Here is a 24792-nt window from a genome sequence, read left to right on the forward strand (position 1 = left end):
GTCGAACGGCACGCCGAACGGTCCGACCCGGAAAGGGCCCGGGAACGGCGGTGGCCCCGGGCCGTCCTGTGGGGGACGGCCCGGGGCCACCGGCGAAGCGGGGGGACTAGCTCCAGCTGGCGTGCAGCGGCTTGCCCTCGGCGTAGCCCGCCGCCGACTGGACGCCGACCACGGCCTTCTCCTCGAACTCGGCGAGGGAGCCCGCGCCCGCGTAGGTGCAGGAGGAGCGGACGCCCGCGATGATCGAGTCGATCAGGTCCTCGACGCCCGGACGGGTCGGGTCCAGGAACATCCGCGAGGTGGAGATGCCCTCCTCGAAGAGGCCCTTGCGGGCCCGGTCGTACGCCGACTCCTCCGAGGTGCGGTTCTGCACGGCGCGCGCCGACGCCATGCCGAACGACTCCTTGTAGAAGCGGCCGTCGGCCGCCTGCTGCAGGTCGCCCGGCGACTCGTACGTACCGGCGAACCAGGAGCCGATCATCACGTTCGCGGCGCCGGCGGCCAGCGCCATCGCCACGTCGCGCGGGTGGCGGACGCCGCCGTCGGCCCATACGTGCTTGCCGTACTTCTTGGCCTCCGCCGCGCACTCCAGTACCGCGGAGAACTGCGGGCGGCCCACGCCGGTCATCATGCGGGTGGTGCACATGGCGCCGGGGCCCACACCGACCTTGATGATGTCGGCACCTGCGTCGATGAGGTCCTTGACGCCCTCGGCGGCCACGATGTTGCCGGCCACGATCGGAACGTGCGGGTCCAGAGCGCGCACGGCCTTGATCGCGTTGATCATCGACTCCTGGTGGCCGTGGGCCGTGTCGATGACGAGCGTGTCCACGCCCGCGTCGAGCAGCTGCTTGGCCTTCTGCACGAAGTCGCCGTTGATGCCGACGGCCGCCGCGATGCGCAGCTTGCCGTTGGCGTCGGTGGCCGGGGTGTAAAGGGTCGCGCGCAGCGCGCCCTTGCGGGTCAGGATGCCGACGAGCTTGCCGTCCTTGTCGACGGCCGGGGCCAGCTTGCGGTGGCCGGCGTCGAGCTGGTTGAACGCCTCGCGGGGGTCGATGTCGGCGTCGATGAGCAGGAGCTCCCTCGACATGACCTCGGAGAGCTGGGTGAAGCGGTCCACGCCGGTCAGGTCGTGGTCGGTGACGACGCCGACCGGGCGGCCGTCGGCGTCGACGACGACGCCGGCGCCGTGGGCCCGCTTGGGCAGCAGGGACAGCGCGTCGGCGACGGTCTGGGTGGGCGCCAGGGTGATCGGGGTGTCGAGCACGTGGTGGCGGGTCTTGACCCAGGAGATGACGTCGGTGACGACCTCGATCGGGATGTCCTGCGGGATGACCACGATGCCGCCGCGGCGGGCTACCGTCTCGGCCATGCGGCGGCCCGCGATGGCGGTCATGTTCGCCACGACGAGCGGGATGGTGGTGCCGGTACCGTCGGGCGAGGAGAGGTCCACGCCCTGGCGGGAACCGACCGCGGAGCGGCTCGGCACCATGAATACATCGTCGTACGTCAGGTCGTACGGCGGCTTCTGGTCATTGAGGAAACGCACGTGCTGAACATCCCAGTCGATCGAAGGATCCGGCTGCGGCCCCGGCGGAGCGGCCGAGGAAACGCACGTACTTCATTCTCCCATGGCCCGGCATTAATGCCGCCCGGGCTGATCGTCCAGGACATACCGGGCCCTGTGGTCTGTTCCTACGGGACTCTGGTCCCGGAAGCGGCCGGAACCGCCGAGGTGCACCGGGCCGCGGCGCTGCGCCAAGGGGAGGATCGATCCGCCGTACCGGGCCGCCGTGAACTCCGCGGCGATGGACAGGGCCGTCTCCTCGGGGGTGGCGCCGCCGAGGTCCAGTCCGATGGGTGAGCGCAGCCGGGCGAGTGCGGCCTGCGGGACCCCTTCGTCGCGCAGCCGCTGCTCGCGTTCGGTGTGGGTGCGCCGCGATCCCATGGCGCCCACGTACCCGAGCGGCAGGCGCAGGGCGAGGGCCAGCAGGGGTACGTCGAACTTGGCGTCGTGGGTGAGGACGCAGACCGCCGTACGGGAGTCCACCCGGCCGGCCTCCCATTCCGCGGCCAGGTGCCGGTGCGGCCAGTCCACGACCACCTCGTCGGCGTCGGGGAAGCGGGCGGGCGTCGTGAAGACGGGCCGGGCGTCACAGACGGTGACCCGGTGCCCGAGGAAGGCCCCGATCCGGGCGAGCGCGGCGGCGAAGTCGATGGCTCCGTAGACGATCAGCCGGGGCGGTTCGGCGGCGGATTCGACCAGCAGTGTCAGCGGCTGCCCGCACAGTCCGCCGGCGGTGCCGAGTTCGGCGGTGCCGGTGCGCCCGGCCAGCAGTAGGTCCCGTACCAGGACGGCGGCGGCCCGGTCCAGGGCCGCGCCTCCGCCCAGGCAGCCTTCGTACGATCCGTCCGGGTGGACGGCGAGGGCCCGGCCGAGTTGTGGCGGCGGGCCGGAGACCACCCGGGCGAGCGCGGCCCGGGCCCCTGTGGCGGCGGCGTCGAGCACCGAGCCGAGGACGGGGCGCACCGGGTCGTGCCCGCGAACCGGGGTGACGAGTACGTCCAGGACTCCCCCGCAGGTCAGGCCGACGGCGAAGGCGTCGTCATCGCTGTATCCGAAGCGGTGGACGCCGCCCTCGCCGGAGGCGATCGCGTCGAGGCAGAGCTCGTGCACGGCGGATTCCACGCAGCCGCCGGAGAGGGAGCCGAGCGCGGTGCCGCCCGCGTCGACGGCGAGCGAGGCGCCCGGGCCGCGGGGCGCGCTGCCGCTGACGGCGACGACGGTGGCCAGGGCGAATTCCCGGTGTGCGGCGCACCACGCGCGTAGTTCCTCGGCTATGTCGAGCATCAGCGGATGTACTCGCGTCTCGCGCTCTGGCCGGGGATCAGCGGCCGCGGCGGCAGCACGGGCGGGGGACCGCTGCGCGGCACGGGCCCGGGCGCGCCGGGGCGGGCCACGCGCCCCGGTGCGCCGATGGCGGGCCGGCCCGGTACGGGGAATCCGTCGGGGACGCGGCCGCGCGCGGCGAGCAGCTTCGAGGCGTGGGCGACGCTCGCGAGCGTGGCGTGGTGGTGCCAGCCACGGAAGGAGCGGCCCTCGAAATCACGGATGCCTACGGGTTCGCAGGTCTCGGTGAAATCGAGGGATACCCGGTCGGTGAGTTTGGCGAGCAGGAAGAGCTGGGCGAGCGGCCGGTCGCCGATGTTGGTGATCCAGAACTCGGAGGGCAGCAGGGCGGCTTCGGTCCAGGCGCCGACGAGCAGGAGCGGGGTGGGCGGCAGCGGGGCGGGCCGGTCCTCGCCGGGGGTCGCGAGGATGGCGGCCGAGGTCAACAGGGTCACTGCTCCTTCGGCGCGGCCGTGCCGGGTCCATTCGACGACGCGCCGCTGGGAGCGCAGGGAGTCGATGAGTTCGCGGGCGGGTGCGGTGTGCGGTCCGGGCTTGTGCCGGCCGGCGCCGCCGAAGGAGACGGGCAGCGAGCCGTCCACTTTGAAGACGAAGGGGATGTCCTGGAGGGCGAAGGACTCGATGCTCTGCGGGATGTCGGTGTTGGCGACCTCCATCACCACGGGCCGGCGCTGGAGTTGCCAGGTGGCGGCCATCCGCTGGACGGCGTGTACGGCGTCCTGGGCCGGGGTGAGCGAGCGGGCGGTGTCGGGGATGCCGGCCCGCCGCCGGCGCAGCAGCTCGTTCGTCCAGGGCCCGGGGAGGGTGAGGGTCCATTCGACGGGGAAGCTGGCCTCGCTGGAGGCGAGCCAGATGCCGCTGGCCTGCTGACAGTTGGCGGTGCGGCCGAGCTGGGGGACGAACTGGCGGCCGACGCCGACGGAGCGGTCGCCGGCCTTCTCGATGACCATGGGCTGGACCACCCAGGCCAGCGGGCGCTGGGCGGTGCGTTCGAGGTACTGGGCGAGGGAGCGGCGTACCGGGGTCCAGTCCCACGGGGACTTGCTGATGAACTGCTGGAGGCTCTGTTCGACGGAACTCGCCCCCGTTCCAGCGATGTTGCGGATTGTTTTCTTCCCACTGGTCCGCACGAGGCCGTTGAGATAAACGCGGGCCCAGTTTCGCTGGTCCCGCCGGGGTAATGATTCAAAGAAGAGCGAGATCAGGACGTCGATCAATTCGGAGATTTCCTTGGTGGAATCCTCCGGCAGAACTACGCGAGCCATCTGGGCCTCCCCCGCGACCACTAGATCCAATACCCTACTTGACCGTACAGAACGGCCGTAGGCCCCGGCGGCTACTTCCTGAGGTCGCTCACAGATTCGAGCCGCTCTTCCTCTACCACGAGGGGGATCGGGATCTGGTTCGCCGCGTAGTAGATCGCGATGAGGAAGTGTGCGACGAGAGTGAGCGGTGCGGAGAAGAAGGACAGGAGAACGGTCAGGGGGTACGCCACGGCGCCGAGGCCGAAGCGAACGCGGGTGGCCCGGGCACCGTCTTTGTCCACCCGTTCGTGGAAGAGGTGGCCGACGCGGGTGACGTACCACCAGAAGGCCAGGAACGCGAGCGCATAGGCGACGGTGACCGAACTGTAAAGGATCGCGGCGGCGTTGGCGGAGCCACCCTCCTCGACGAGGTGTTCGGCGAGCACGGTGGTGGTGTAGGGAATCACCGATACCACCATCAGCACCAGGAGATTCAGGAACAACAGCGGGCGGTCCACCCGCTTGAGGTGACTGAAGATGGTGTGGTGGTTCACCCACATCACGCCGATGATGAGGAAGCTCACCACGTATGCGGCGTAATGCGGCCACTGTTCCCACACCCCGTGCCAGAAGTCCGATCCCGTTTCTTTCGGAACCTTTAGCTCCAGAACCAGAATCGTGATGACGATGGCGAATACACCGTCACTGAATGCCTCGACACGCCCGGTTTCGCGCTCCATGACCTCCCCTTTGCCATTTTCGCGGCCTCCGCCCCCGGTCTGCCGAGGCGGCTTGCACGTGCGGGGAGGGCGCTGCCTTCGCCCTCCCCGCACACGCTACCCAGATATCGTTGGTCAGCCGCCGAATCCAGCGGTCTGGCGCCAGATCCGGCCATCGCGGACCACGAGTGTCCCGAACGCGTGCTCCGGCTCGCCGTTCAGATTCATGATCGCGCGGTAGAAGATCGTGTCCTCGGTCTCGATGTACTCCTGGAGCTCCACCAGGGTCGGCTTCACCGTCAGGTAGCCCGTGAACGTCTCGCGCACGGCCTCGATCCCGACCGAGACGCCCTCGAAGCGCAGCAGCACGGCGTCGTCGGTGTAGTTCTTCATCACCGCCTCGATGTCCAGGGCGGCCAGCGCCTCCATCTGGCGAACGAAGACCGGGTGCAGCTTGGAGATGTCGTACTTGGCCATGTCGACTCCCTTTCAGCGGGTGGAGGTGGGTTCATCAGGTGTTTCGGCGCAGGCGGCGGCCGCGGCGAGCGGCAGCCGGACGACCATCCGGGTCTCGCCGGGACGTGAGCGGGCCGCGATCGAGCCGTGGTGGCGCTGGGTCACGATGCGGTAGCTGAGGTGCAGCCCGAGGCCCGTGCCCTTCCCCACGTCCTTGGTGGTGTAGAAGGGTTCGAAGATCCGCGGCAGCGAGTCCTCGGGGATGCCCCGTCCGGTGTCGGTGATCTCGACGACCAGACAGACCCCTTCGGCGCGGACCCGCAGCGTGAGGGTCCCGGCGCCCTCCATGGCCTCGGCCGCATTGTCGACCAGGTTGGTCCACACCTGGTTCAACTCGCTTGGATAGCCCGTCAGTTCGGGCAGATCCGGATCGTACGCACGCACGATGGTGATGCCGGCGAGCTTGGAACGCAGCACGACCAGCGTGTTCTCGATCCCGTCGGCCACCGCGAAGCGCTGCTCGGGCGCCCGGTCGAGATTGGCGTAATCCCGGGTGGCGGCGACCAGTTGGGAGATCCTCGGACCTGCCGCACGCAGCTCCGCGGCGAGCGAACGGATCTCCAGCAGGGCGGCCAGGTGGTCCAGGGCCGCGGGCAGGGCCGGCTCCCCGATCCCTTCCAGCCGCTCCAGCATCCAGCCCAGTTCCAGCCCGAGGTCCGAGATCCCCGAGCCGAGCAGCCCGGGCCGTTCGGTGCCCGCCTCCTCGGCCCAGTCGGTGATCTCCTCCTCGGCGTCGGCCTGGGCGAGCGGGTCGGTGGTGACCGGCGGCGGCAGCTTGTCGAGCTCCTCGGCCAACCGGTCGAACACGGAGCGCTCCGCGCCCGTCGCGGCGGCGCCCCAGGCCTGGGCGGTCCGGGTCAGGCCCTCCAGGGCCGGTGCCAGCTCCTGAGCGGCCCGGGCGACGGCGGCCGCCGGGTTGTTCAGCTCGTGCGCCAGGCCGGCGGCCAGGGTGCCGAGCGCCTCGACGGTGGCCCGCTTGCGGGCCTGCACCTCGGAGGACTTGATCCGCCAGGCCAGTACCGGGATCAGTACGGCCGCCACCCCGTGGCAGCGGGTCAGCATCTCGAAGAACACCGGCTTCGGGTACGCGACGACGGTGGTCGCCGGCCCGCTCGCGGCGGCGGTGGCCACGTACGCGCCGTCCGTCAGCAGCGGCAACTCGCCGGTGAAGCGGTGCGCGGCGGAGGGCTTGCCGTCGTGTTCCTCGGCGGCGGCGCTCTCCTCCTCGGTGGAGTGCCGGGTCAGCACCTCCTCCCGGCCGTCGACGACCTTGGTGACGACGAGCCCGCCCGCGAGCAGGACGTGGAAGCAGCTGGCCTCCTCGCCGTCGCGGAACAGGAGCTCCCCGTCGGCGAGCACCCGGGCTTCGGAGACGGAGACCAGCCAGTCCAGCTGGTCCTCGGTGAGCCCGGCGAAGATCTCCAGCCCGATCAGGGCCGACCGCAGCTCGGCGGCGTCCATGTCGGCAGCCTTCATGTGGTGCTCCCTTCGGCCCGGGTGCGGGCGGCCAGCCGCAGCGTGACGAACAGGGCCAGTGCGCACACCCCGGCGACGGCGGCCATGAAGCCGACGGAGGTGCGGTGCAGACCGTGGATGTTGGTGAGCATGCCGGCGAGCACCGCCGGCACGCTCATCGCGAGGTACGCGAAGACGTAGACGGCAGCGGTCAGTTCGCCGCGGTGCTCCGGTTCGGCCAGCGCGCTCAGCGCCCGGAACGAGCCGAGGAACGCCGCGCCCCAGCCGCCGCCGAGGACGGCCGTGCCGACGAGGAACACGGCGGCCGAGCCGAGGCCCAGCGCGAGCAGGACCAGGCCGAGCCCGGCCAGCAGCCCGCAGAGGCCCAGGACGGCGGTGCGCAGGGCCTCGATGCGGCCCAGCAGCAGCTGGGCCGCGGTGGCGGCGCCCGCGAGCAGGGCGACGGTGGCCCCGCCGACCAGGTAGTTGGTGCTCTGGAGCAGGGACAGGGCCAGGTGCGGCCCGAGCGAGAGGTAGAAGCCGCCGACGGACCAGACGGCGACGATGGTCAGGACGAGGATCGCGAAGCGGCCCCGCACGGCGGCCGGAACGTGGATCCGGCGTGCGGAGATCCGCAGCCGGCCTCCGGAGCGGGCGCCGGGAGCGCTCTCCCGCATCCGGACGACCCCCACCAGCGCGACCGCGAAGGCGACGACCAGCAGCAGGTAGCTGAGCACGGTCGGGGCGGGCGCGTACTGGACGAGCAGCCCGGCCCCGATCCCGCCGAGCCCGATCCCCACCGTCGGCCCCGCACTGTTGACCTGGGCGCCGAGCGCCGGCCGCGAGCGGGGGGCCAGTTCCAGGAGGGCCGCGCCCATCGCCCCGGTGGCCAGGCCCACCGCGAGTCCTTGTACGGCGCGGGCGGCGAGCAGCAGCCCGAGCCCCTGCGCCCCGGCGAACAGTCCCATGGAGACGATCGCCAGGACCAGTCCGACGCCGAGCACGGGGCGCCGGCCCAGGGTGTCCGAGAGGGACCCGAACAGCAGGAGCCCGATCAGCACGGTCACGGCGTACAGGGCGAAGACCACCGTGATCATGCCGGAGGACAGGCCCCATCTCTCCTGGTAGAGCACGTAGAGGGCGGACGGTACGGAGGAGGAGAGCATCAGCAGGACGAGGACCGCCCCGACCACCCAGAAGCCGGAGCCTCTGGGGGCCGCGGCCGCCTGGGCGGCCGGCTTCGCCGGTTTCCCCGTGGTCGTCCTGGACAATTCGGCCACTGCGTCAACTCCCCCGTGGTGGGCGGTCAGGCGAGGGCCTGCTCTGCCCTCTGCAGCGCGCGGGCGGCGAGCACCCCCGCGAGGTGGCCGAGGTACTCGGCCGAGGTGCCGCGCCCGGGGACGAACAGTTCCCTGGGCTCGGCGCGGAAGGCCGCGAGCACGGCCTGGGTCGTGTACGGGCCCCTGCGCAGCCGGTCCTCGACCCCGCGCAGCCGCAGCGGTCGGGCGGTGGCTCCGGTGACCGCGATGCGCGGCCCTTCGGGGGTGATCCGTACGGCGGTGGCGCAGACCGGGTAGCGCGTGGCCCGGTCCGCGGTCTTCTCGAAGGCGGCGCCCGGCCCGGCGGCGGGCACCAGCAGTGCGGTGACCACGGCTCCGGCGGGCACGGCCGAGGCCGCGAACTCCTCGGCGGTCAGGGTCGACCGCCCGCCGGGTCCGGCCAGTTCGACCCGGGCGCCGGCGGCGATCGCCGCGACCGACAGGTCGGTCGCGCGTCCGCCCGCGGCGAGGTTCCCGCCGGCGGTGCCGAGGTTGCGGACCTGGGGGTCCCCGTTGGCGCGGGCGGCGGCCGCCAGTTCCGGGGCGTCGGCGCGGACGGCCGGGTGGGCGGCGAGCTCTGCGAGCGTGGTCAGCGCGCCGATCCGGATCCCGTCCGCCGTCCGCTCCATGCCGCGGAGCTCCTCCAGGTGGCGTACGTCGACGAGCAGCCGGGCGGTGGTCTCCCCGCTGCGCAGCCCGGGCAGCAGGCTCTGGCCGCCGGCCAGCACCCGGGCGCCCCGGGTGCTGGAGAGCAGGGTCAGTGCCTCTTCGAGCCCGACGGGCCGGACGTAGTCGAACTCGGTGAGGATCACTGGGCTTCTCCTCGCAGGCGGCGCCAGACCTTCTCGGGGGTGAGCGGCATGTCGATGTGCTGCACGCCCAGGTCGGACAGGGCGTCGACGACCGCGTTGACGACGGCCGCGGCGGGCGGCACGGTGGCGATCTCGCCGGCGCCCTTGGCGCCCAGCGGGTTGTGCGGGCTGGGCGTGGTGGTCTTGTCGAGCGTGAAGAACGGCACGTCCGCGGCGCGCGGCAGGGCGTACGTCGTCAGGTCGGAGCTGACGAGCAGGCCCTGTTCGTCGTACACGGCGGCCTCCATCAACGCCTGGCCGAGGCCGTGCGTGATGCTGCCCTCGATCTGCCCGAGGACGATCTTCGGGTTGCCGATGTGGCCGGCGTCGTCGACGGCGGTGTACGCCACCACCTCGGTCTCGCCGGTGAGTTCGTCGACCTCCACGACCGCGACGTGCGTGCCGAAGGGGTAGTTGAAGTCCGGCGGGTCGAAGTGGGTGGTCTCGTCGAGGGCGGGCTCGATCTCGTGGGGCAGTCCCCAGCCGTACCACATGGCCATCGCCAGTTCGGCGAAGGTCTTGGTGTTCTCCGGGTTGCCCTCTTCGTGGACGGCGCCGCCCTCGTAGACCACCTTGTCCTCGGGGATGCCCAGGAACACGGCCCCGGCCTTGACCAGCTTGGCCTTGATCTTCCGGGCGGTGAGGGCGACGGCGGGCGCGGCCATGCTGTAGGAGCGCGAGCCGTACGTGCCCTGCCCGTACGGGGCCTTGAGCGTGTCCCCCTCGTACACCTGGACCTGGCCCGGGTCGATGCCGAGCTCGTCCGCGGCGACCTGCGCGAAGACCGTGTGGTGGCTCTGTCCGGTGGAGGCGGAGCCGACGGTGACGGTGACCTCGCCGGTCGGGTGCACGCGGATGTTCGCGCTCTCCCAGGTACCGCCGAGCATGCCCTCCTTGGACATCCGGGTGGAGGGGCCGACGCCGCAGATGGCCACGTAGGTGGCGAGGCCCACGCCGAGCCGCTTGCCGCGGGTGCGGGCCTCGGCCTTGCGGGCGGGCATGTCGGCGTAGCCCGACAGCTCCATCGCCTTGTCGAAGTTCAGCTCGTAGTCCCCGGAGTCGTACGTCCAGCCGAGGCCGTTGTCGTACGGGAACTTCTCCTTCGGCACCAGGTTCTTGCGCCGGACGACCGCCGGGTCCATGCCGATCTCCGAGGCGTACCGGTCGACGAGCCGTTCCATCAGGAAGGCGGCCTCCGCGCGCCCGCTGCCGCGCTGGGCGCCGAGCGAGACGGTGTTGGTGAAGGCCGCGTACACCTCGCAGAAGGCTGCGGGGATCTCGTACATGCCGCTGATGGAGCGGCCCATCAGGGCGGTGGCGACACCGGGACCGATGGTGGAGGGGTACGCGCCGAGGTTGGCGTAGCTGGTGGCGCGCACGGCGGTGATGCGGCCGTCGCGGGTGCCGGCGAGCACCACGTGCTGGCGGTGGTCGCGGCCCTGGACGGTGGAGTTCATCAGCCCGGTGCGGGTGTCCACCCATTTGACGGGCCGGTGCAGCGCCTTGGAGAGCAGGAGGACCAGCGCCATGTCCGGGTAGAGGTAGCCCTTGGTGCCGAAGCTGCCGCCGACGGTCGGGGCGATCACCCGGAGCTTGTTGAACGGGATGCCGAGGACCAGCGCGGACAGCAGGAAGCGGTGGTTGTGCGGGCCCTGGGTGGAGGCGTAGAGCGTGTACTCGTCGGTGGCGGCGTTGTAGTCGCCGACCGCGCCGCGCGGCTCGATGGGGCTATTGATGGTGCGCTGGTTCACGAGGTCGAGCTCCACCGTGACCTCGGCCCCGGCGATGGCCGCGTCGGTGCGGTCCTTGTCGCCGCAGGTCCAGTACGCGTTCAGGTTGCCCGGTACGGCCTCGTGCAGCTGGGGCGCGCCCTCGGCGAGTGCCTCGTCGGCCCGGGTGACCACGGGCAGCGGTTCGTACTCGACGGCGATGGCGGCCAGCGCGGCGGCGGCCTGGCGCGGGGTCTCGGCGACGACCACGGCGATCGGGTCGCCGACGTGCCGGACGGCGTCGCCGGTCAGGACCGGGCGGGCGCCGGGAAGTCCGTAGGGGTGGGGCGGGAAGTGGCTCTCGACGCCGCCGGGGATCCAGATGCACGGCAGCGGCATCACGTCGGTGAAGTCGGCCGCGGTCGCCACCTTCAGCACGCCGGGCATCTGTTCGGCGGCCTTGGTCTCGATGGAGAGGATCTTCGCGTGGGCCACCGGGCTGCCGAGGATCGCCATGTGGGCGGTGCCCGGGAGGTCGATGTCGGCCACGTACGTGGCCTCGCCGCGCAGCAGCTGCGGATCCTCGCGGCTGTCCAGCGGCTGTCCGAGCACGCCCGATCCCTGGAGGGGAACCTCCCCCGTCACTGCGGTCATCTCCCTCACACCTCCTTGCCGGACGCGGTGGACGCGGGGACGGCGGCGCTCTCGCCGATCTCCTCGGGCATCTCGGCCCGGGCGGCGGTGCAGGCGCGCTGAACGCCCCGTACGACGCTGTGGTATCCGGTGCAGCGGCACAGGTTGCCGGTGAGCCACTCGCGGATCTCGGGTTCGGTGGGCGCCTCGCGGTCCGCGGTGTTCTCGACGAGTTCGCCGAGGGCCATCACCATGCCGGGGGTGCAGAACCCGCACTGGGTGCCGTGCTCCTGGCGCAGCGCCTCCTGGAGGCCGCTGAGTTCGCCGCCCCGCGTGGTGACCCCTTCGATGGTGGTCACCCGGCTGCCGGCGGCCGACGCGGTGAGGACCAGGCAGCTCTTGACCGAGCGCCCGTCGAGCTGGACGACGCAGGTGCCGCACTGGCCGGTGTCGCAGCCGACCTTGGTGCCGGTCAGCCCGAGGCCGTCGCGGAGCCGTTCCACGAGCAGTTCGTTCGGCTCGGCCGCGAACTGCTCGGGTCTTCCGTTCACGTTCAGTGAGATATCCATGCCAGCGCCTGCGCTTCCGTGAGCGGCCGGTTGTAAAGGGGCCCGCCGGGCTGCTGGAGAATTCCTCCGGCGTGCAGCGAGCCGGTGTCGACGGGGGCGAATCCCAAATCCGAGATGATTCCCGCGACGATTTCCTTCGCCTTCTCGTCGTCACCCGCCGTGAAATGGGCCAGGCGTTCGCCCCCCGCGGTGCCGGCGACGGCGAGAGTCTCGAAATGCATGGTGTTCAGGGATTTCACGACCCGGGCGCCGGGATACCAGTCCGCGACCAGTTCGCTGGAGGTGCGCCCGTCAGGATCCGCGGGTGCGCCCGCACCGCTGAACGTGTTCGTGGCGTCCACCAGCACCTTGTCCTGCACGGCCGCGGACGGGAGGAGTCCGCGGACGCTCGCGTGGGGCACCATCAGCACCAGCAGGTCGGCCCGGTCGGCGACCTCGGCGGGGTGCGCCGCCGAGGCCGCCGGGCCCAGTTCGGCCAGTAAGGGGCCGATCGACTGCGGTCCACGAGCATTGGCCAGTAAGACCTCGTGCTCGGCCGCCACCAGGATCCGCGCGAGGGTGGAACCGATCCGCCCGGTGCCGATGATGCCTGTGCGCATTGCCGCTCCTACTCGGTCGCTCGGTCGTTCCGTCATTCGGCCGCCCGGTGGTTCGGTCGTCCGGCCGCTCAGTCCATGCCGATCCAGACCGACTTCGTCTGGGTGTAGCTCTCAAGGGATTCCGGTCCGCACTCGCGCCCGTATCCGGAGGCCTTGTAGCCGCCGTACGGCACGGAGGGGTCGTACTGGTTGTAGCAATTCACCCAGACCGTGCCGGCCTTGATCTGGGAGGCCACCCGGTGGGCGCGCCGCAGGTCCTTGGTGTGGACACCGGCGGCGAGGCCGTACGCGCTGTCGTTGGCGATCCGGATCGCGTCTTCCTCGGAGTCGAAGGGGATGATCGACAGGACCGGCCCGAAGATCTCCTCCTGGGCGATCCGCATGCCGTTGTCGACGCCTGTGAAGACGGTCGGCAGGAAGTAAAGGCCCTGGCTGGAGGCCCCCTCCGGGGTCCAGCCGGTTCCGCCGGTGCGCAGGAGGGCGCCTTCCTTCTCGCCGACCTCGATGTACGAGCTGACCTTGTCGAACTGGCCGCGGTGGGCCAGCGGGCCGAACAGGGTCTCCGGGTCACGCGGGTCGCCGGGCTTGAGGGCGGCGGCCCGGCGGACCAGGCGTTCGACGAGTTCGTCGTGGACGGGGCGCTGGAGCAGCAGCCGGGAGCCGGCGGTGCAGATCTCGCCCTTGTTGTAGTAGATGCCGAAGAAGGCGAGTTCCTCGGCGGCGTCCAGGTCGGCGTCGGCGAAGACGATGTTGGCGGACTTGCCGCCGAGCTCCATCGTCACCTTCTTCAAGGTGCCCGCCGACTTGCGGATGATGGACTGGCCGACGGCGGTGGAGCCGGTGAAGGCGATCTTGTCGATGCCGGGGTGGTCGGTCAGGGTCTCGCCGAGCTCCACGCCGGGACCGGTGATCACGTTCAGCACGCCGTCGGGGATCTCCGCCTCCTGGAAGAGCTCGGCGATCTTCAGCGCGGTGAGCGGGGTGGCCGGGGAGGGTTTGTGGACGACCGTGTTGCCCGCCGCCAGCGCCGGTGCGATCTTCGTCATCGACAGCAGCAGCGGGAAGTTGAACGGGGTGATCGCGCAGACCACGCCCAGCGGCTCGCGCAGGGTGTACGCGAGCTGCCCTCCGGCCGGGGCCCGCGAGGAGCCGTCGACCCGGGTCACGGCGCCGGCGTAGTAGTGCATGAGCTGGGCGGCCATGGGGGCGTCGACCGTACTGGAGAAGGCGAACGGCTTGCCCATGTCCACCGTCTCCAGAAGGGCGATCTCCTCCAGGTCGCGCTCGATGAGCTCACCGACCCGGTTCAGCCGCAGCGCGCGCTCCTGGGCGGACAGTCTGCTCCAGGGACCCTCCTCGTACGCCCGGCGGGCGGCGGCCACGGCCGCGTCCGCGTCGGCGGCGGTGGCCTGGGCCACCGGTACGATCTCCTGACCGTCCACAGGGCTGATGTCCGGCTCGGTACGGCCGTCCTGGGCCGGAACCCAGGTGCCGCCGATGAACAGCTTCCCGGGGTTGGCCAAGGGCTGGTCGCTGAGCGCGCGCTTGGTCATGGCTGCCTTCCGGTGTCGGATTCGGGGGCGTTCTAGCCCTTGGCGAGCTGTGTCAGGAACGTCTCGGCAAGGGCCTTGGAGGAGTACGGGTTCTGGCCGGTGGTGAGCCTTCGGTCGACGACCACGTGCGAGTCCCAGATCTTCTCGGCCTTCTCGTAGCGCGCGCCGAGGCGGGTGAGCTCGGCCTCAAGGATCAGCGGGAGGCGGCCGGCCATGTTCGTGACCATCTCCTCGCTGTGCGAGAACGCCGTCATCCGGTAGCCCTCGAACGGCCAGCGGCCTTCGCCGTCGCGCAGCGCGAGCAGGGAGGTGTGGCCGTGGCAGACGGTGGCGAGCGGCTTGTCCTGGGCGATGGCCCAGCGCAGGACCTGCGCGAGTTCGTCGGAGTGGGGCAGGTCTCCGATCGCGCCGTGGCCGCCGCTGACGTAGATGCCGTCGTACTCGGCGATGTCCTTCTCGCCCAGGGACTCCAGGGCGATGGGGTGGGTGAGCTGGGGGGTGCTCTCGATGACTCTCACGTACTCGGCGGCGTTGGCCGCGTCCTCGTCCGGCGAGCCCTGGGGGCGGACCCACTGGAGGAACTTGGGGTCGATGCTGGTCTGGTCGACCGTGGGGGCCTGGCCCCCTATCGTCGCCACGTCCACGGTGTGGCCTGCGGCCTTGAAGAGGGTGTAGGGAACGACGAATTCCTCGGCCCAGAATCCCGAAGGATGCTGTTCCCCGTCCAACAGATGGAGCGTTGCCTTGGCCGTCATGACGACGAGAATCTTCATGACTGTTCTCCTTGTTCTGGAATCGCTGCCGATTCAACACGCCCCCTGCAGGGGGCGTAAGGGGGGAGCGTCAGGCGCGCGATACTTCGTGAGGTGCGTCCAACGCGGAGATGATGGTGCGGAATTCACCGACCAGTGGGTGGTCGGGATGGGCTTCGGCGAATATGCGCTCGCCGTACAGGGCCGCCATTTCCGGGACATAAGGAAGGATTCCGGCCAGGGGGGCGCCGTACACCTCCTCGGCACGGCGGCGGACCTGTTCGCCGTCGACGCCCTCGGGGGCCATGCTCATGACCAGAGCCCGCCGGCAGGCCAGCCGCCCGGCCAGGGCGATGGTCTCCTCGACCCCGGACAGGTCGATCCGGTCGGCCCGGGCCATGATCATCAGTACGTCGGCGCTCGCCATGGCGGTCACCGACTCGTTGTTCAGCCCGGCGTGCGTGTCGAGCAGCAGCACGTCGAGCCCGTAGTGCCCGGCCAGCCGGTCGAAGCCCTCCGGCAGCAGCCCCACGTCGTAGCCGCTCGTCATGAGCTCGCGCAGGGCCGCGGTCCCGGTCCGGGCCGGTACGACGTACAGCCCGGGCACGGCGACCTGCTGGGCCGTGGCTTCGATCTCGCAGCGTCCGAGCAGGTAGTCGGCCAGGGAGGGACCCGGGCCGAGCCGGAAGAGCAGGTCCAGGGTGGGCGACTGGATGTCCGTGTCGACCACCCCCACCCGGCGCCCCTGACCCGCGATGAGCAGGGCGAGGTTCGCCAGTACCGAGGACTTTCCGGTCCCGCCGCGGTGCGAGTGCACCACGATGGTCCGGGTCATCTAGGCCACCACCCGGTCACCGGTACCGTCCGCGTGCGGCCCCCGCGCCGCACGTGGCCGGTGCAGGGCCAGCATCGTGACGTCGTCGTGCTGTTCGGCGCTCCCGGTGTGCTCCCGTACCGCGGTGTCCATCCGGTCGACCACCTCCCTGCCGCTCACCGGGGGGCCGGCGAGCAGCTCCAGCATCCGCTCGTCACCGAGGAAGCTGCCGCTGGGGCAGCGGGCCTCCGGCACTCCGTCGGTGAACACGAACAGGGTGTCGCCGGGGTCCAGTTGTGCGTAGCCGAGCGTGTACACGCAGTCCGGCAGCACCCCGACGGCGGGACCGGTGACCTCCAGGGCGAGCGGGTCGCCGCCCTCGGCGCGCAGCAGCAGCGGCGCGTTGTGACCCCCGTTGATGTACACGAGGCTGCCGGTCAGCGGGTCGAGCACGCCGAAGAACAGGGTGGCGAAGTAGCCCTGCCTCAGGTGGTTGCGGGTCAGGTAGCCGTTGGTGGCGGTGACCGCGTTGAGCAGGGGTGTCGCGCCGACCACCGGGATCCGCCGGCTGCCTCCCGCCCGTCCCGCGGCCACCAGGTGTTGCAGTCCGCTGTTCTCCGCGGTGTGCCGCAGCAGTGAGCGGATCAGCGCCATGAACAGTGCGGCGCCGACCCCCTTGTCACAGACGTCGGCGACGACGAAGGCGAGGCGGCGGCCGCGGGAGATCTCGAAGACGTCGTAGAAGTCGCCCGCGACCTGCCGGGCGGGCCGGAACCGGACGTCGATCTCCCAGCCTTCGGGGACCGGCAGCGATTCGGGCAGGAAGCCGGCCTGGATCTCCCGACCGATCTCCAGCTCCTTCTCGTAGCCCATGAGTTCGGCGCGGGCATCGGCTTCGCGCAGGGTGCGGCCGAGTCCGGCGCGCTCCGAGCAGGTGTTCAGCCGGGCCCTGACGAGCGTGGGCAGGAAGGGCGGTACGAGGTAGTCGTGGCCCAGCCGGACGTGTTCCTCCAGGGCGGCGAACTCCGTCGCCGTCCAGACGACCACGATGGGTGCCCCGGCCCAGCGGCGCAGCCGCCGTACCGCGAGGCGCACCGACTCGCCGTCGGCCTCGGCCGGGGCGAGCAGTACGTCGGCGACGGGTAGCCCGTCCAGCGGGCCGTTGCGCAGCTCGCTCAGCGTGCGGGCGACGAGTTTCGCGTCCATCGACCGCAGTGCGTCGAGCAGTTCGAGCGGCGGCGGAGGGTACTCGTCGAGGATGATCACGGTCGTGGAGGGCATGGGTCCGTCCCCTCGGCGTTCACAGTCAGCGTGCTGATGTTGCGGCCGTCCCTGCGTTCGTAGCTGAACTCGTCCACGCTGGTCAGCGCCAGGTGGATGCCGAGTCCGCCGACCCTGCGCCGCTCGGGAGGAGTCCCGGGGGCGGGGGGCAGGCAGCCCCCGACCGGGTCGAAGGCCGGCGCGGAGTCCGCTATGGAGATCTGCACCCGGCCGGGACCGGAGCGGCCGCGGACGGTGATCCGCCCGTCGCCGCCCCGGTACCCGTGCATCACGACGTTCGTGGCCAGCTCGTCCACGGCCAGCCGGATCCGGTACGCGGGGCCCTTGCCCAGGCCCGCCCGGCCGGCCAGCTGCAGGACGAACGAGGCGATGTCGCCCAGTGCTCCCAGGGTGGCGGGCACCTCCAGCTCGGCGGGCGTCCTCGCCAGTTCGACCATCTCACTCATGCGATTCACTCATCGGAGAGCACGATGCTGCGGTCGAGCCCGGCCGTCCGGATGGTCCGGGACACGGGCTCGATCGCGCCGACCACCTTGATGGTCACGTGGTTCGCCACCTTCTGCTGGGCGAAGACCAGGGACCGCAGTCCGGCGCTGGCCATGTAGCCGACACCGGCCATCCTGATCTCGACCGTGCCGGTGCCGTGCCCGGCGGCCTTCTCGATGGTCTGGTGGAAGTCCGGCGCGGTCTTGGCGTCCAGCTCTCCCGCCAGCTCGATCACGGTGGTGTCGCCCTCGATGCTCAGGGACACGGAAAGCGGCATGTCAGGTCTCCTTCGGCCGTTCGATTGGAGCGTTCGGTCAGGGCATGTGCGGCTAGAGCTCGGGATCGGGCGTCCGGCCGACCAGGATCACGACCGAGCGCGGACCGATCAGGTACTTCCCGGCGTTCTCCAGCTCGGCCTCACCGCCCGGGGTGCGGATGTCGTGCGGGGCCTCGGCCCCCGTGTCCGCGAAGAGGTGCCAGCTGCGCCCGTGCGGCAGCGCGGGCAGCTCCAGGTCGTGCGACTCCCAGTGCGAGTTCATGGCCACGTACACCACGTCGTCGTCCCCGGTGCCGCAGCGGGCCACCGCCAGCAGCCGGCTCTCCGCCGACCAGTCGGGCTGCCAGGCGCGCTCGCCGTGCCAGCTGATGTCCGGCAGTCCGAGGCTCTCGCGGACCTGGCCGGTGGGGTGGGAGGTGGAGCGCAGTTCGCGGTGGTGCCCGCGGAAGGCGATCATCTCCCGGGTGAAACGGAGCAGTTCGGCGTTCTCGTCGACCTGGTCCCAGTCGAACCAGGACAGCTCGTTGTCCTGGCAGTACGTGTTGTTGTTGCCCTGCTGGGTGCGGGCGACCTCGTCGCCCGACAGCAGCATCGGGATGCCCTGGCTGGTCATGAGGATGGCCAGGGCGTTCTTCATCTGGCGCGTCCGCAGCCGGTTGACCTCGGGGTCGTCGGTCGGCCCCTCGGCCCCGCAGTTCCAGCTGGCGTTGTCGTTGCCGCCGTCGTTGTTGCCCTCGCCGTTCGCCTCGTTGTGCTTGTCGTTGTACGAGACGAGGTCGGCCAGGGTGAAACCGTCGTGGGCGGTGAGGAAGTTGACCGAGGCGGAGGTGCCGCGGGTGGAGTACAGGTCGGGCGAGCCCGCGATGCGGGTGGCCAGCTCCCCGGTCACCCCGGGGTCGCCCTTGAGGAAGCTGCGGACGGTGTCGCGGTACTTCCCGTTCCACTCCGCCCAGCGGCCGTACGCCGGGAAGTTGCCGACCTCGTAGAGGCCGCCGGCGTCCCAGGCTTCGGCGATGAGCTTGGTGTGCCGAAGGACGGGGTCGTACGCGAGCAGCTCCAGCAGCGGCGGGTTGGGCAGCGGAGTGCCGTCCAGGGCCCGGCCGAGGATGGCCGCGAGGTCGAAGCGGAAGCCGTCGATGTGGTAGTCGGCGACCCAGTGGCGCAGGCAGTCGAGCACGTAGTTGCGCACGACGGGGTGGTTGCAGTTGACCGTGTTGCCCGTGCCGCTGAAGTTGAAGTAGTACCCCTCGGGCGTGAGCATGTAGTACGTGGCGTTGTCGAGCCCCTTGAAGGAGATCGTCGGGCCCTGCTCGTTGCCCTCGGCGGTGTGGTTGAAGACGACGTCGAGGATGACCTCGATGCCGGCCGCGTGCAGGTCCTTGATCAGTGTGCGGAACTCGTCGCCCTGCATCCCGTAGCGTCCGGTGGCCGCGTAGCCGGCCTTGGGCGCGAAGAACGAGACGGTGTTGTAGCCCCAGTAGTCGAAGAGCCGCTCGCCCGTCTCCGGGTTGGTCCGCGGGTTGTCGCTCTCGTCGAACTCGAACACCGGGAGCAGTTCGATGCAGTTGATCCCGAGTTCCTTGAGGTACGGGATCTTCTCCCGCAGCCCCGCGAACGTGCCGGGGGCGGTGACCTGTGAGGAGGGATGCCGGGTGAAGCCGCGCACGTGGGTCTCGTACACGACGAGGTCCTCGGCGGGCAGCCGCAGCGGCGTGTCGTCGCCCCAGTCGAAGTCCTGGAGGCACACACGCGAGCGGTACTGGTAGCCGCGGCTGCGGTCCGGCTCCACGCCCCACACGTCGCGGCCCGCGATCAGCCGGGCGTACGGGTCGGAGAGGATCTGCCGGGCGTCGAAGCGGTGGCCGGTGACCGGGTCGTAGGGGCCGTCGGCCCGGTACCCGTACTCGATGTTCTCGTGGTCGAGGCCGAAGACCGTCATGGCGAAGACGCTGCCGGTGCGGAACTCCTCGGGGAATTCCAGCTCGGCCATCGGCTCGGGCTCTCCGCGCTTGAAGATGACCAGGGTCATGGAGGTCGCCTGGTCGGAGAAGACGGAGAAGCTGACCCCGCCGGGGACCACGTTGGCCCCGAAGGGGAACGGTTTGCCGGCGCGGACGCGGTACCCGCCCACTTCGTGGGTCGGGTACGCGTCGACGCGCAGGACCTGCTCGGACTGGGCCTCGGTCATCGTGCGACCACACCGGCGACAGAAGCGGCCTTCGCGGTCGGCCTCGGCTTGGACTTGGACTTGGCCTCGGCGGCCGCCGCCTCGCCCGTCGCGAAGAAGTCGAGGAAGCCGGTGGCCGACATGACGAACCGGACTTCCTCGCTCACCCCGTACAGGGTGACCGCGACCCCGGCGTGCTGGGCCTCGCGGTAGACGACGAGCAGGGTGCGCAGGCCCGCGCTGGACACGTACGTGACGGCCGTGAGGTCGATGCGCAGCGGCTTGCCCTCGCGGACCAGCGGCAGCAGGGCCTGCAACAGCTGTCCGGAGGTCTCACTGTTGATCTCGCCGGTGGCGACGAGGACGGTACCGCCCTTGTTGCGGCGTTCCTTGACGTTCAGAGACATTGCTTTCCCCTCTTGTCGGGGCGCCCCCCGTTGAGCGCTATGAAGTCACCGGGCGCAGCCGGACCTTGACCTTGACCCGCCCCTGGACGTCGGGCAGCCGGACGGTGAGGCCGTCGGCGTCGAAGTCCCGGTACGGCTTCTCGTCGATCTCGACGGCCGCGATCTGCACCGATCCCGCGGGCAGCAGGTCGGGCGAGACGCGCAGCACGCGGTCGGGCAGGTTGGTCGGGTCGGGCTTGAAGTGGAAGTCCATCTCCCGCCCGTTGATGAGCAGGTTGTTGTAGACGGCGGACAGGTAGCAGAGCTCCGCCGAGTGGTACATGGACATCGAGTGGCTGCCCTTGAGCCGCTCCGTGCCGAGCAGGTACGGCGTACCGCTGGCGAGCACGTTGAAGTAGACGGCTCCCTCGTCGTGGTCGAGGAAGAAGGTGTTGTAGAAGGCCTCAGCCTGCCGGGCCTCGCGCAGGAAGGCGTCGCCGCCGACGGTGCCGTTCAGGATGAGGTAGGCGAGGATCGCCTGCTCCTGCTGCCACCAGGCCTTGCGGTCGTGCCAGGCGAAACGATACGTCTCCTGGCCGTCCTTACTGGTGGACTTGATGCGCTCGACGACGTCGTACCAGCCGCCGCGCTGCACGTCGCTGCCGACGGCCGGCATGATCTCGCCGATCTTGCGGGCGAGCTCCTCGTAGGCCGGCTTCGGCTTCAGCGAGTTCATCCGCATCAGGTTCCAGGCGATCTTCAGGTTGTGCCCGACGACCGCGCGGTTCTGCTGCCAGCTGTGCGCGGTGTCGTGCGACCAGTCGCGGAAGAAGCGCTCCTGGACGAAGGGGCTGTTCTTGTAGTCCGGGAACTTGTCCGCGATGGTGTCGAAGGTGTACTCCAGGAAATCGGCGTACCTCTGCTCGCCGGTCGCCAGGTACAGGTTGATCAGGTACGCGGGTGCGTGGTCGCCGACCGAGTTCCAGTTCTTGCGCTCGGCGTTCTCCCCGAGGGACTCGTGGTCCGCGCTGAACAGGATCGGGTCGATGTGCGAGTAGTAGCCGCCCTGCTCCTCGTCCTTGAAGAACTTGTCGAACAGCCGGATCGTGGCGTCCGCGTCGTTCTTGATCCGGATGTCGCCGGTGACCCGGTAGGTCTGGATCGGGCCGGCCAGCGCGTAGATCTGCTCGTACATCGGGATCGCGTCGTAGTCGTCGGAGAACTCCGAGGTGAACAGCTTGCGCTCGCTGTCCCCGTCGACGCTGATGCCGTGGTACCAGAAGACCACGTCCTCCTCGCTGTCCACGACCCGCATGTGCTTGCGCAGGTACTCGGTGCCGCGTTCGGCGACCTCCAGGTACTCGTCCTTGCCGGTCAGCAGATAGGCCGAGGCCATGCCGTAGACCAGCCGGGAGATCGTGTCGGTCTCCTGGACGTGACTGGCGGTCTTGTCACCGCCGAGCCGGATCTCGGTGCGGTACTCGGTGAAGTCCACCGGGCCCTCGCCGAACTGCGCCCGCTTGTAGAAGTCGGCCAGCGACTCGATCTGCTTGACCCACCAGCTGGGCTCCTCGAACCGGTAGTCCTCGGCGCCGCGGCCCAGGAACACCAGGCGCTTGGCGTCGAAACGCCCGCCGCGCTCCGGGTAGTGGACGCCGTAGACGAAGAGGAACCGGCCCGGGGAAAGCATCTCGTCGATGTGCCCGGAGGCGTCGATGTACGGCTCGTCCAGGTTGCGGACGAGCTCGGCACTCGGGTCGCCGGCGAGGGAGACGTCGAACTCGCGGCCGTCCGAGGTCTTCAGCCGCAGCAGGCGGGACTCGGAGTCGAAACGGCCGACGTAGCCGGCGATGGTGTCGGAGAAGGAGAAGCTCACGGCGTCCGCCATGTCATGCACCGTCCTTGTCGTGTGAGCGGTCGTCCTCGAATCCCTGACTGACCTCGACGATCACCCCGTCGGGATCGCGGACCCACACGGTCCGCCAGCCACAGATGAAGTCGTCGAAGTCCAGCGGCCCCAGGGTCACTTCGGCCGCGTCGCCCAGCTCGGCCAGGAACGCGTCCACGCTGTCGGTCTGGAAGGCCAGGTGGCGCATCCGGCCGGGGGCCTGCGGTCCGTCTCCCCCGGCCACCGCCGGGCGGCCCGTTTCGCTGCCGGTCGCGAAGAGCTCCAGGTACGCGTCCCCGCGGCGCAGGAACACGATCTGGGCCTCCCCGAGATCGACCACCCGGGCCCGGGTGAAGCCGAAGTACCGGGTGTAGAACTCCTCGGTGGTCTTCTGGTCCGTGCAGTTCAGGCCCACGTGCGACCAGACCATGCCGGCCATCAGCCGGCCCCCCGGCCCCGCCCCGCCGCGATCAGCTCGATGATCCGGCGGGCGAAGAGGTGGTGGTGGGCACCGGTGCGACCGGTGACCAGGTCACCGTCGACCACCACGTCCTCGTTGACGTACTCGGCTCCCATGTTCCGGACGTCGCCGATGAGGTTGTTGTGGCAGACCACCTTGCGGCCCTCGATCTTGTCCGGGATCGAGGCGGCCAGCCACATGCCGTGGCAGATGATCCCCTTGAGGACCGTCGGCTCCTCGAAGGCCCGGCGCAGCAGCTCCGTGGCCGGCGCGAGGACGTCCACGTCCTCGGTGTAGCGCAGCCGGTCGGCCACCATGCCCGAGGGCACGATGATCGCCGCGTACCGGCGCAGCTCCTCGTCGCTCAGCCCCTCCAGGGACTTGTCGGCGGTGAACGGCGCCCGGTACTCGTGCCCGGAGAAGGTGATGGAGTCGTTGCCCCACAGCCGGGTCAGGAAGTCGACCTCGGCGCCCTCCTCGGCGAACCGGTGCTGGTAGTAGAAGATCTCCGGCTCGTAGAAGTCGCTCTCGACCAGGACCGCGATCCGGGTCCCGCTCAGCGCACCCTCGCGCAGCACGGCGTCAGGCACGGGACACCCCCCTCAGGAAGTCCGCCGCGCGCTCGGCGATCATCGCGATGGCGGTGTGGCAGTTGCCCGACGGGACCGCGGGCATCACGCTCGCGTCGACGACGCGCAGGTTGCGTACGCCGTGCACCCGCAGCTCGGGGTCGACGACCGAGAGGTCGTCGATGCCCATGCGGCAGGAGCCGGCCTGGTGGTGGTAGCTCTCCGACTTCTGCTTCGCGAAGGTCCGCAGGTCCTCGTCGCCGTCGTGACCGGGACCGGGCTGGAGCTCCTGCTTGTACCAGGGCGAGAAGGCCGAGGTCGCGAAGATCTCCCGGGCCAGTTTGATGCCCTGCACCATCCGCTCCAGGTCCCACCGGTCGCCCAGGTAGTTCGGGTTGATCAGCGGGTGGGCCAGCGGATCGGCGCTGGCGAGCTTGATCCAGCCGCGCGAAACGGGCCGCACGACGCCGGGCAGGATGCTCACCGTGTTCGGGTGGTCCTTGCCGACGATCACGTCGAACGGCACGTGGACGAAGGCGATCTGCAGGTCGGGGGCGGGCAGACCCGGCTGCGAGGACAGGAACAGAGCGCTCTCCGACAGGTTCTGCGCCGGCGGCGGGAGTTCCTGGGTGACCTCGGCCATCAGCCCGGTCAGGACGTGGTTGTGGAAGTTCTCGCCGACGCCGGGCAGCGCCGCGGTGACCTCGATGCCGTGCTCGCGCAGCTGCTCCGGCGCGCCGATGCCGGAGAGCAGCAGCAGCTTCGGGGACTCGATCGCCCCGGCCGCCACGATCACCTCGCGGCGGGCCCGTACGGAGTGCGGACCGGGCTCGGCGGGGGCGCTGCGGCCGTCGCGCACGATCCGGCCGGGGAACTCGGCGGGCGGCGCCAACTGCACGTACTCCACGCCCGTGCAGGTGTCGCCGTCGAAGAGCAGCCGGGTGCTCTGGGCGCTGGTGCGCAGCGTCAGGTTGGGGCGCTCCAGGGCCGGCTCCAGGTAGGCGGCGAGGGTGCCCTGGCGGCGGCCGTCGGCCACGTCGATGTGGTGCCAGCCGGTGCCGAAGAGGCCGCGCCGGGGCCCGTCGGTGTTGAAGTCGGCGATCTCCTGGTGGCCGAGCTCGACGGCCGCGTCGATGAAGGCGCGGGAGACCGGGTTGGGGCCGTGCTGCCCGGCGTTGGTGATGCGCTGCGGGCCGCGGGTCCCGGTGGTGGGTGCGGTGACGTCCTCCTGGCCCTCCAGGAGCGCGAAGTACGGCAGGACGTCCTCGTACGCCCAGCCGGCCGCCCCCTGGTAGGCCCAGTTGTCGAAGTCCGAGGCGTGGCCCCGGATGTGCATCATGATGTACAGGTTGCTGCTGCCCCCGGGGGCCTTGCCGCGCGGTTCGTACGTGCGGCGTCCGTCGAGCCCGGGCTGCGGGACGCTGGTGTAGCCCCAGTCGACGGGCCCGCCGAGCAGCTTGTACCAGGAGGACGGGTCGTCCACCTCGGGCGGGATGCGGTTGCCGCCCGCCTCCAGGACCAGGACGGAGACGTCCGGGTCCGCGGAGAGCCGGTTCGCGAGGACGCTGCCCGCGGTGCCGGATCCCACGATGACGTAGTCGTACTCTTCTCTCTCGGCGTTCGCCACGAGTCGG

Annotated in this window: 23 protein-coding genes; all 23 read right to left on the reverse strand. The window is 70.5% G+C overall.

Annotated elements, in window-relative coordinates:
• Nucleotides 1-106: 106 nt before the first annotated feature.
• Entirely contained in the window at nucleotides 107-1549 is a 1443-nt protein-coding gene (locus tag OHA65_RS08095) for a GuaB1 family IMP dehydrogenase-related protein (protein ID WP_327282451.1), read from the reverse strand.
• A 93-nt stretch (nucleotides 1550-1642) separates the two neighbouring features.
• The gene (locus tag OHA65_RS08100) at nucleotides 1643-2851 is read right to left on the reverse strand and encodes an XdhC/CoxI family protein (protein ID WP_327282452.1); all 1209 of its coding nucleotides are present in this window, start codon (nucleotides 2849-2851) and stop codon (nucleotides 1643-1645) included.
• Complete coding sequence (locus OHA65_RS08105; RefSeq protein WP_327282453.1) at nucleotides 2851-4176, reverse strand: transposase; 1326 nt, start codon at nucleotides 4174-4176, stop codon at nucleotides 2851-2853. The genes OHA65_RS08100 and OHA65_RS08105 overlap by 1 nt, the downstream gene beginning before the upstream one ends.
• Nucleotides 4177-4247: 71 nt before the next feature.
• Complete coding sequence (locus OHA65_RS08110; RefSeq protein ID WP_327282454.1) at nucleotides 4248-4895, reverse strand: TMEM175 family protein; 648 nt, start codon at nucleotides 4893-4895, stop codon at nucleotides 4248-4250.
• A gap of 114 nt (nucleotides 4896-5009) precedes the next feature.
• The gene (locus tag OHA65_RS08115; RefSeq protein ID WP_030656331.1) at nucleotides 5010-5351 is read right to left on the reverse strand and encodes a nuclear transport factor 2 family protein; all 342 of its coding nucleotides are present in this window, start codon (nucleotides 5349-5351) and stop codon (nucleotides 5010-5012) included.
• A 12-nt stretch (nucleotides 5352-5363) separates the two neighbouring features.
• On the reverse strand, nucleotides 5364-6866 hold the full coding sequence (locus OHA65_RS08120; RefSeq protein ID WP_405761671.1) for an ATP-binding protein: 1503 nt from the start codon (nucleotides 6864-6866) through the stop codon (nucleotides 5364-5366).
• Entirely contained in the window at nucleotides 6863-8125 is a 1263-nt protein-coding gene (locus tag OHA65_RS08125; RefSeq protein WP_405761674.1) for an MFS transporter, read from the reverse strand. Before OHA65_RS08125 ends, OHA65_RS08120 begins: the two co-directional genes overlap by 4 nt.
• A gap of 26 nt (nucleotides 8126-8151) precedes the next feature.
• Nucleotides 8152-8976, reverse strand: coding sequence for an FAD binding domain-containing protein (locus OHA65_RS08130; protein ID WP_328762146.1), 825 nt, complete (start codon nucleotides 8974-8976; stop codon nucleotides 8152-8154).
• The gene (locus OHA65_RS08135) at nucleotides 8973-11378 is read right to left on the reverse strand and encodes a xanthine dehydrogenase family protein molybdopterin-binding subunit (RefSeq protein ID WP_327282458.1); all 2406 of its coding nucleotides are present in this window, start codon (nucleotides 11376-11378) and stop codon (nucleotides 8973-8975) included. Before OHA65_RS08135 ends, OHA65_RS08130 begins: the two co-directional genes overlap by 4 nt.
• Before the next feature lie 5 nt (nucleotides 11379-11383).
• Nucleotides 11384-11914 (reverse strand): (2Fe-2S)-binding protein, encoded by a 531-nt coding sequence (locus OHA65_RS08140; protein ID WP_371646785.1) that lies wholly within the window; start codon nucleotides 11912-11914, stop codon nucleotides 11384-11386.
• Nucleotides 11911-12612: an NADPH-dependent F420 reductase gene (locus OHA65_RS08145; RefSeq protein ID WP_371646788.1), complete on the reverse strand. Its 702-nt coding sequence runs from the start codon at nucleotides 12610-12612 to the stop codon at nucleotides 11911-11913. Before OHA65_RS08145 ends, OHA65_RS08140 begins: the two co-directional genes overlap by 4 nt.
• Nucleotides 12594-14078, reverse strand: coding sequence for an aldehyde dehydrogenase family protein (locus OHA65_RS08150; RefSeq protein WP_328762149.1), 1485 nt, complete (start codon nucleotides 14076-14078; stop codon nucleotides 12594-12596). The genes OHA65_RS08145 and OHA65_RS08150 overlap by 19 nt, the downstream gene beginning before the upstream one ends.
• Nucleotides 14079-14110: 32 nt before the next feature.
• Nucleotides 14111-14851, reverse strand: coding sequence for a type 1 glutamine amidotransferase domain-containing protein (locus tag OHA65_RS08155; RefSeq protein ID WP_327282462.1), 741 nt, complete (start codon nucleotides 14849-14851; stop codon nucleotides 14111-14113).
• Between the two features lie 70 nt (nucleotides 14852-14921).
• Nucleotides 14922-15665, reverse strand: a complete 744-nt coding sequence (locus OHA65_RS08160) for a MinD/ParA family protein (protein WP_327282463.1) — start codon at nucleotides 15663-15665, stop codon at nucleotides 14922-14924.
• Nucleotides 15666-16925 carry a PP2C family protein-serine/threonine phosphatase gene (locus OHA65_RS08165; protein WP_327282464.1) on the reverse strand — a complete coding sequence of 420 codons (1260 nt, stop codon included), beginning with the start codon at nucleotides 16923-16925 and terminating at the stop codon, nucleotides 15666-15668.
• Complete coding sequence (locus OHA65_RS08170; protein ID WP_405755171.1) at nucleotides 16907-17371, reverse strand: ATP-binding protein; 465 nt, start codon at nucleotides 17369-17371, stop codon at nucleotides 16907-16909. Before OHA65_RS08170 ends, OHA65_RS08165 begins: the two co-directional genes overlap by 19 nt.
• A gap of 5 nt (nucleotides 17372-17376) precedes the next feature.
• The gene (locus OHA65_RS08175; RefSeq protein WP_030157520.1) at nucleotides 17377-17688 is read right to left on the reverse strand and encodes an STAS domain-containing protein; all 312 of its coding nucleotides are present in this window, start codon (nucleotides 17686-17688) and stop codon (nucleotides 17377-17379) included.
• Nucleotides 17689-17740: 52 nt separating this feature from the next.
• On the reverse strand, nucleotides 17741-19876 hold the full coding sequence (gene glgX, locus OHA65_RS08180) for a glycogen debranching protein GlgX (RefSeq protein WP_327282466.1): 2136 nt from the start codon (nucleotides 19874-19876) through the stop codon (nucleotides 17741-17743).
• Nucleotides 19873-20262: an STAS domain-containing protein gene (locus tag OHA65_RS08185; protein ID WP_327282467.1), complete on the reverse strand. Its 390-nt coding sequence runs from the start codon at nucleotides 20260-20262 to the stop codon at nucleotides 19873-19875. The genes glgX and OHA65_RS08185 overlap by 4 nt, the downstream gene beginning before the upstream one ends.
• Before the next feature lie 37 nt (nucleotides 20263-20299).
• A complete protein-coding gene (locus OHA65_RS08190) occupies nucleotides 20300-22129 on the reverse strand; it encodes an AGE family epimerase/isomerase (RefSeq protein ID WP_327282468.1) in 1830 nt (609 codons plus the stop codon).
• A 1-nt stretch (nucleotide 22130) separates the two neighbouring features.
• Complete coding sequence (locus OHA65_RS08195; protein WP_327282469.1) at nucleotides 22131-22568, reverse strand: VOC family protein; 438 nt, start codon at nucleotides 22566-22568, stop codon at nucleotides 22131-22133.
• A complete protein-coding gene (locus tag OHA65_RS08200) occupies nucleotides 22568-23179 on the reverse strand; it encodes a DJ-1/PfpI family protein (RefSeq protein ID WP_327282470.1) in 612 nt (203 codons plus the stop codon). Before OHA65_RS08200 ends, OHA65_RS08195 begins: the two co-directional genes overlap by 1 nt.
• A complete protein-coding gene (locus OHA65_RS08205; protein ID WP_327282471.1) occupies nucleotides 23172-24785 on the reverse strand; it encodes a GMC oxidoreductase in 1614 nt (537 codons plus the stop codon). The genes OHA65_RS08200 and OHA65_RS08205 overlap by 8 nt, the downstream gene beginning before the upstream one ends.
• Nucleotides 24786-24792 lie beyond the last annotated feature (7 nt).

It is taken from the genome of Streptomyces sp. NBC_00045 (genome assembly GCF_045041095.1).
Taxonomy (GTDB): domain Bacteria; phylum Actinomycetota; class Actinomycetes; order Streptomycetales; family Streptomycetaceae; genus Streptomyces.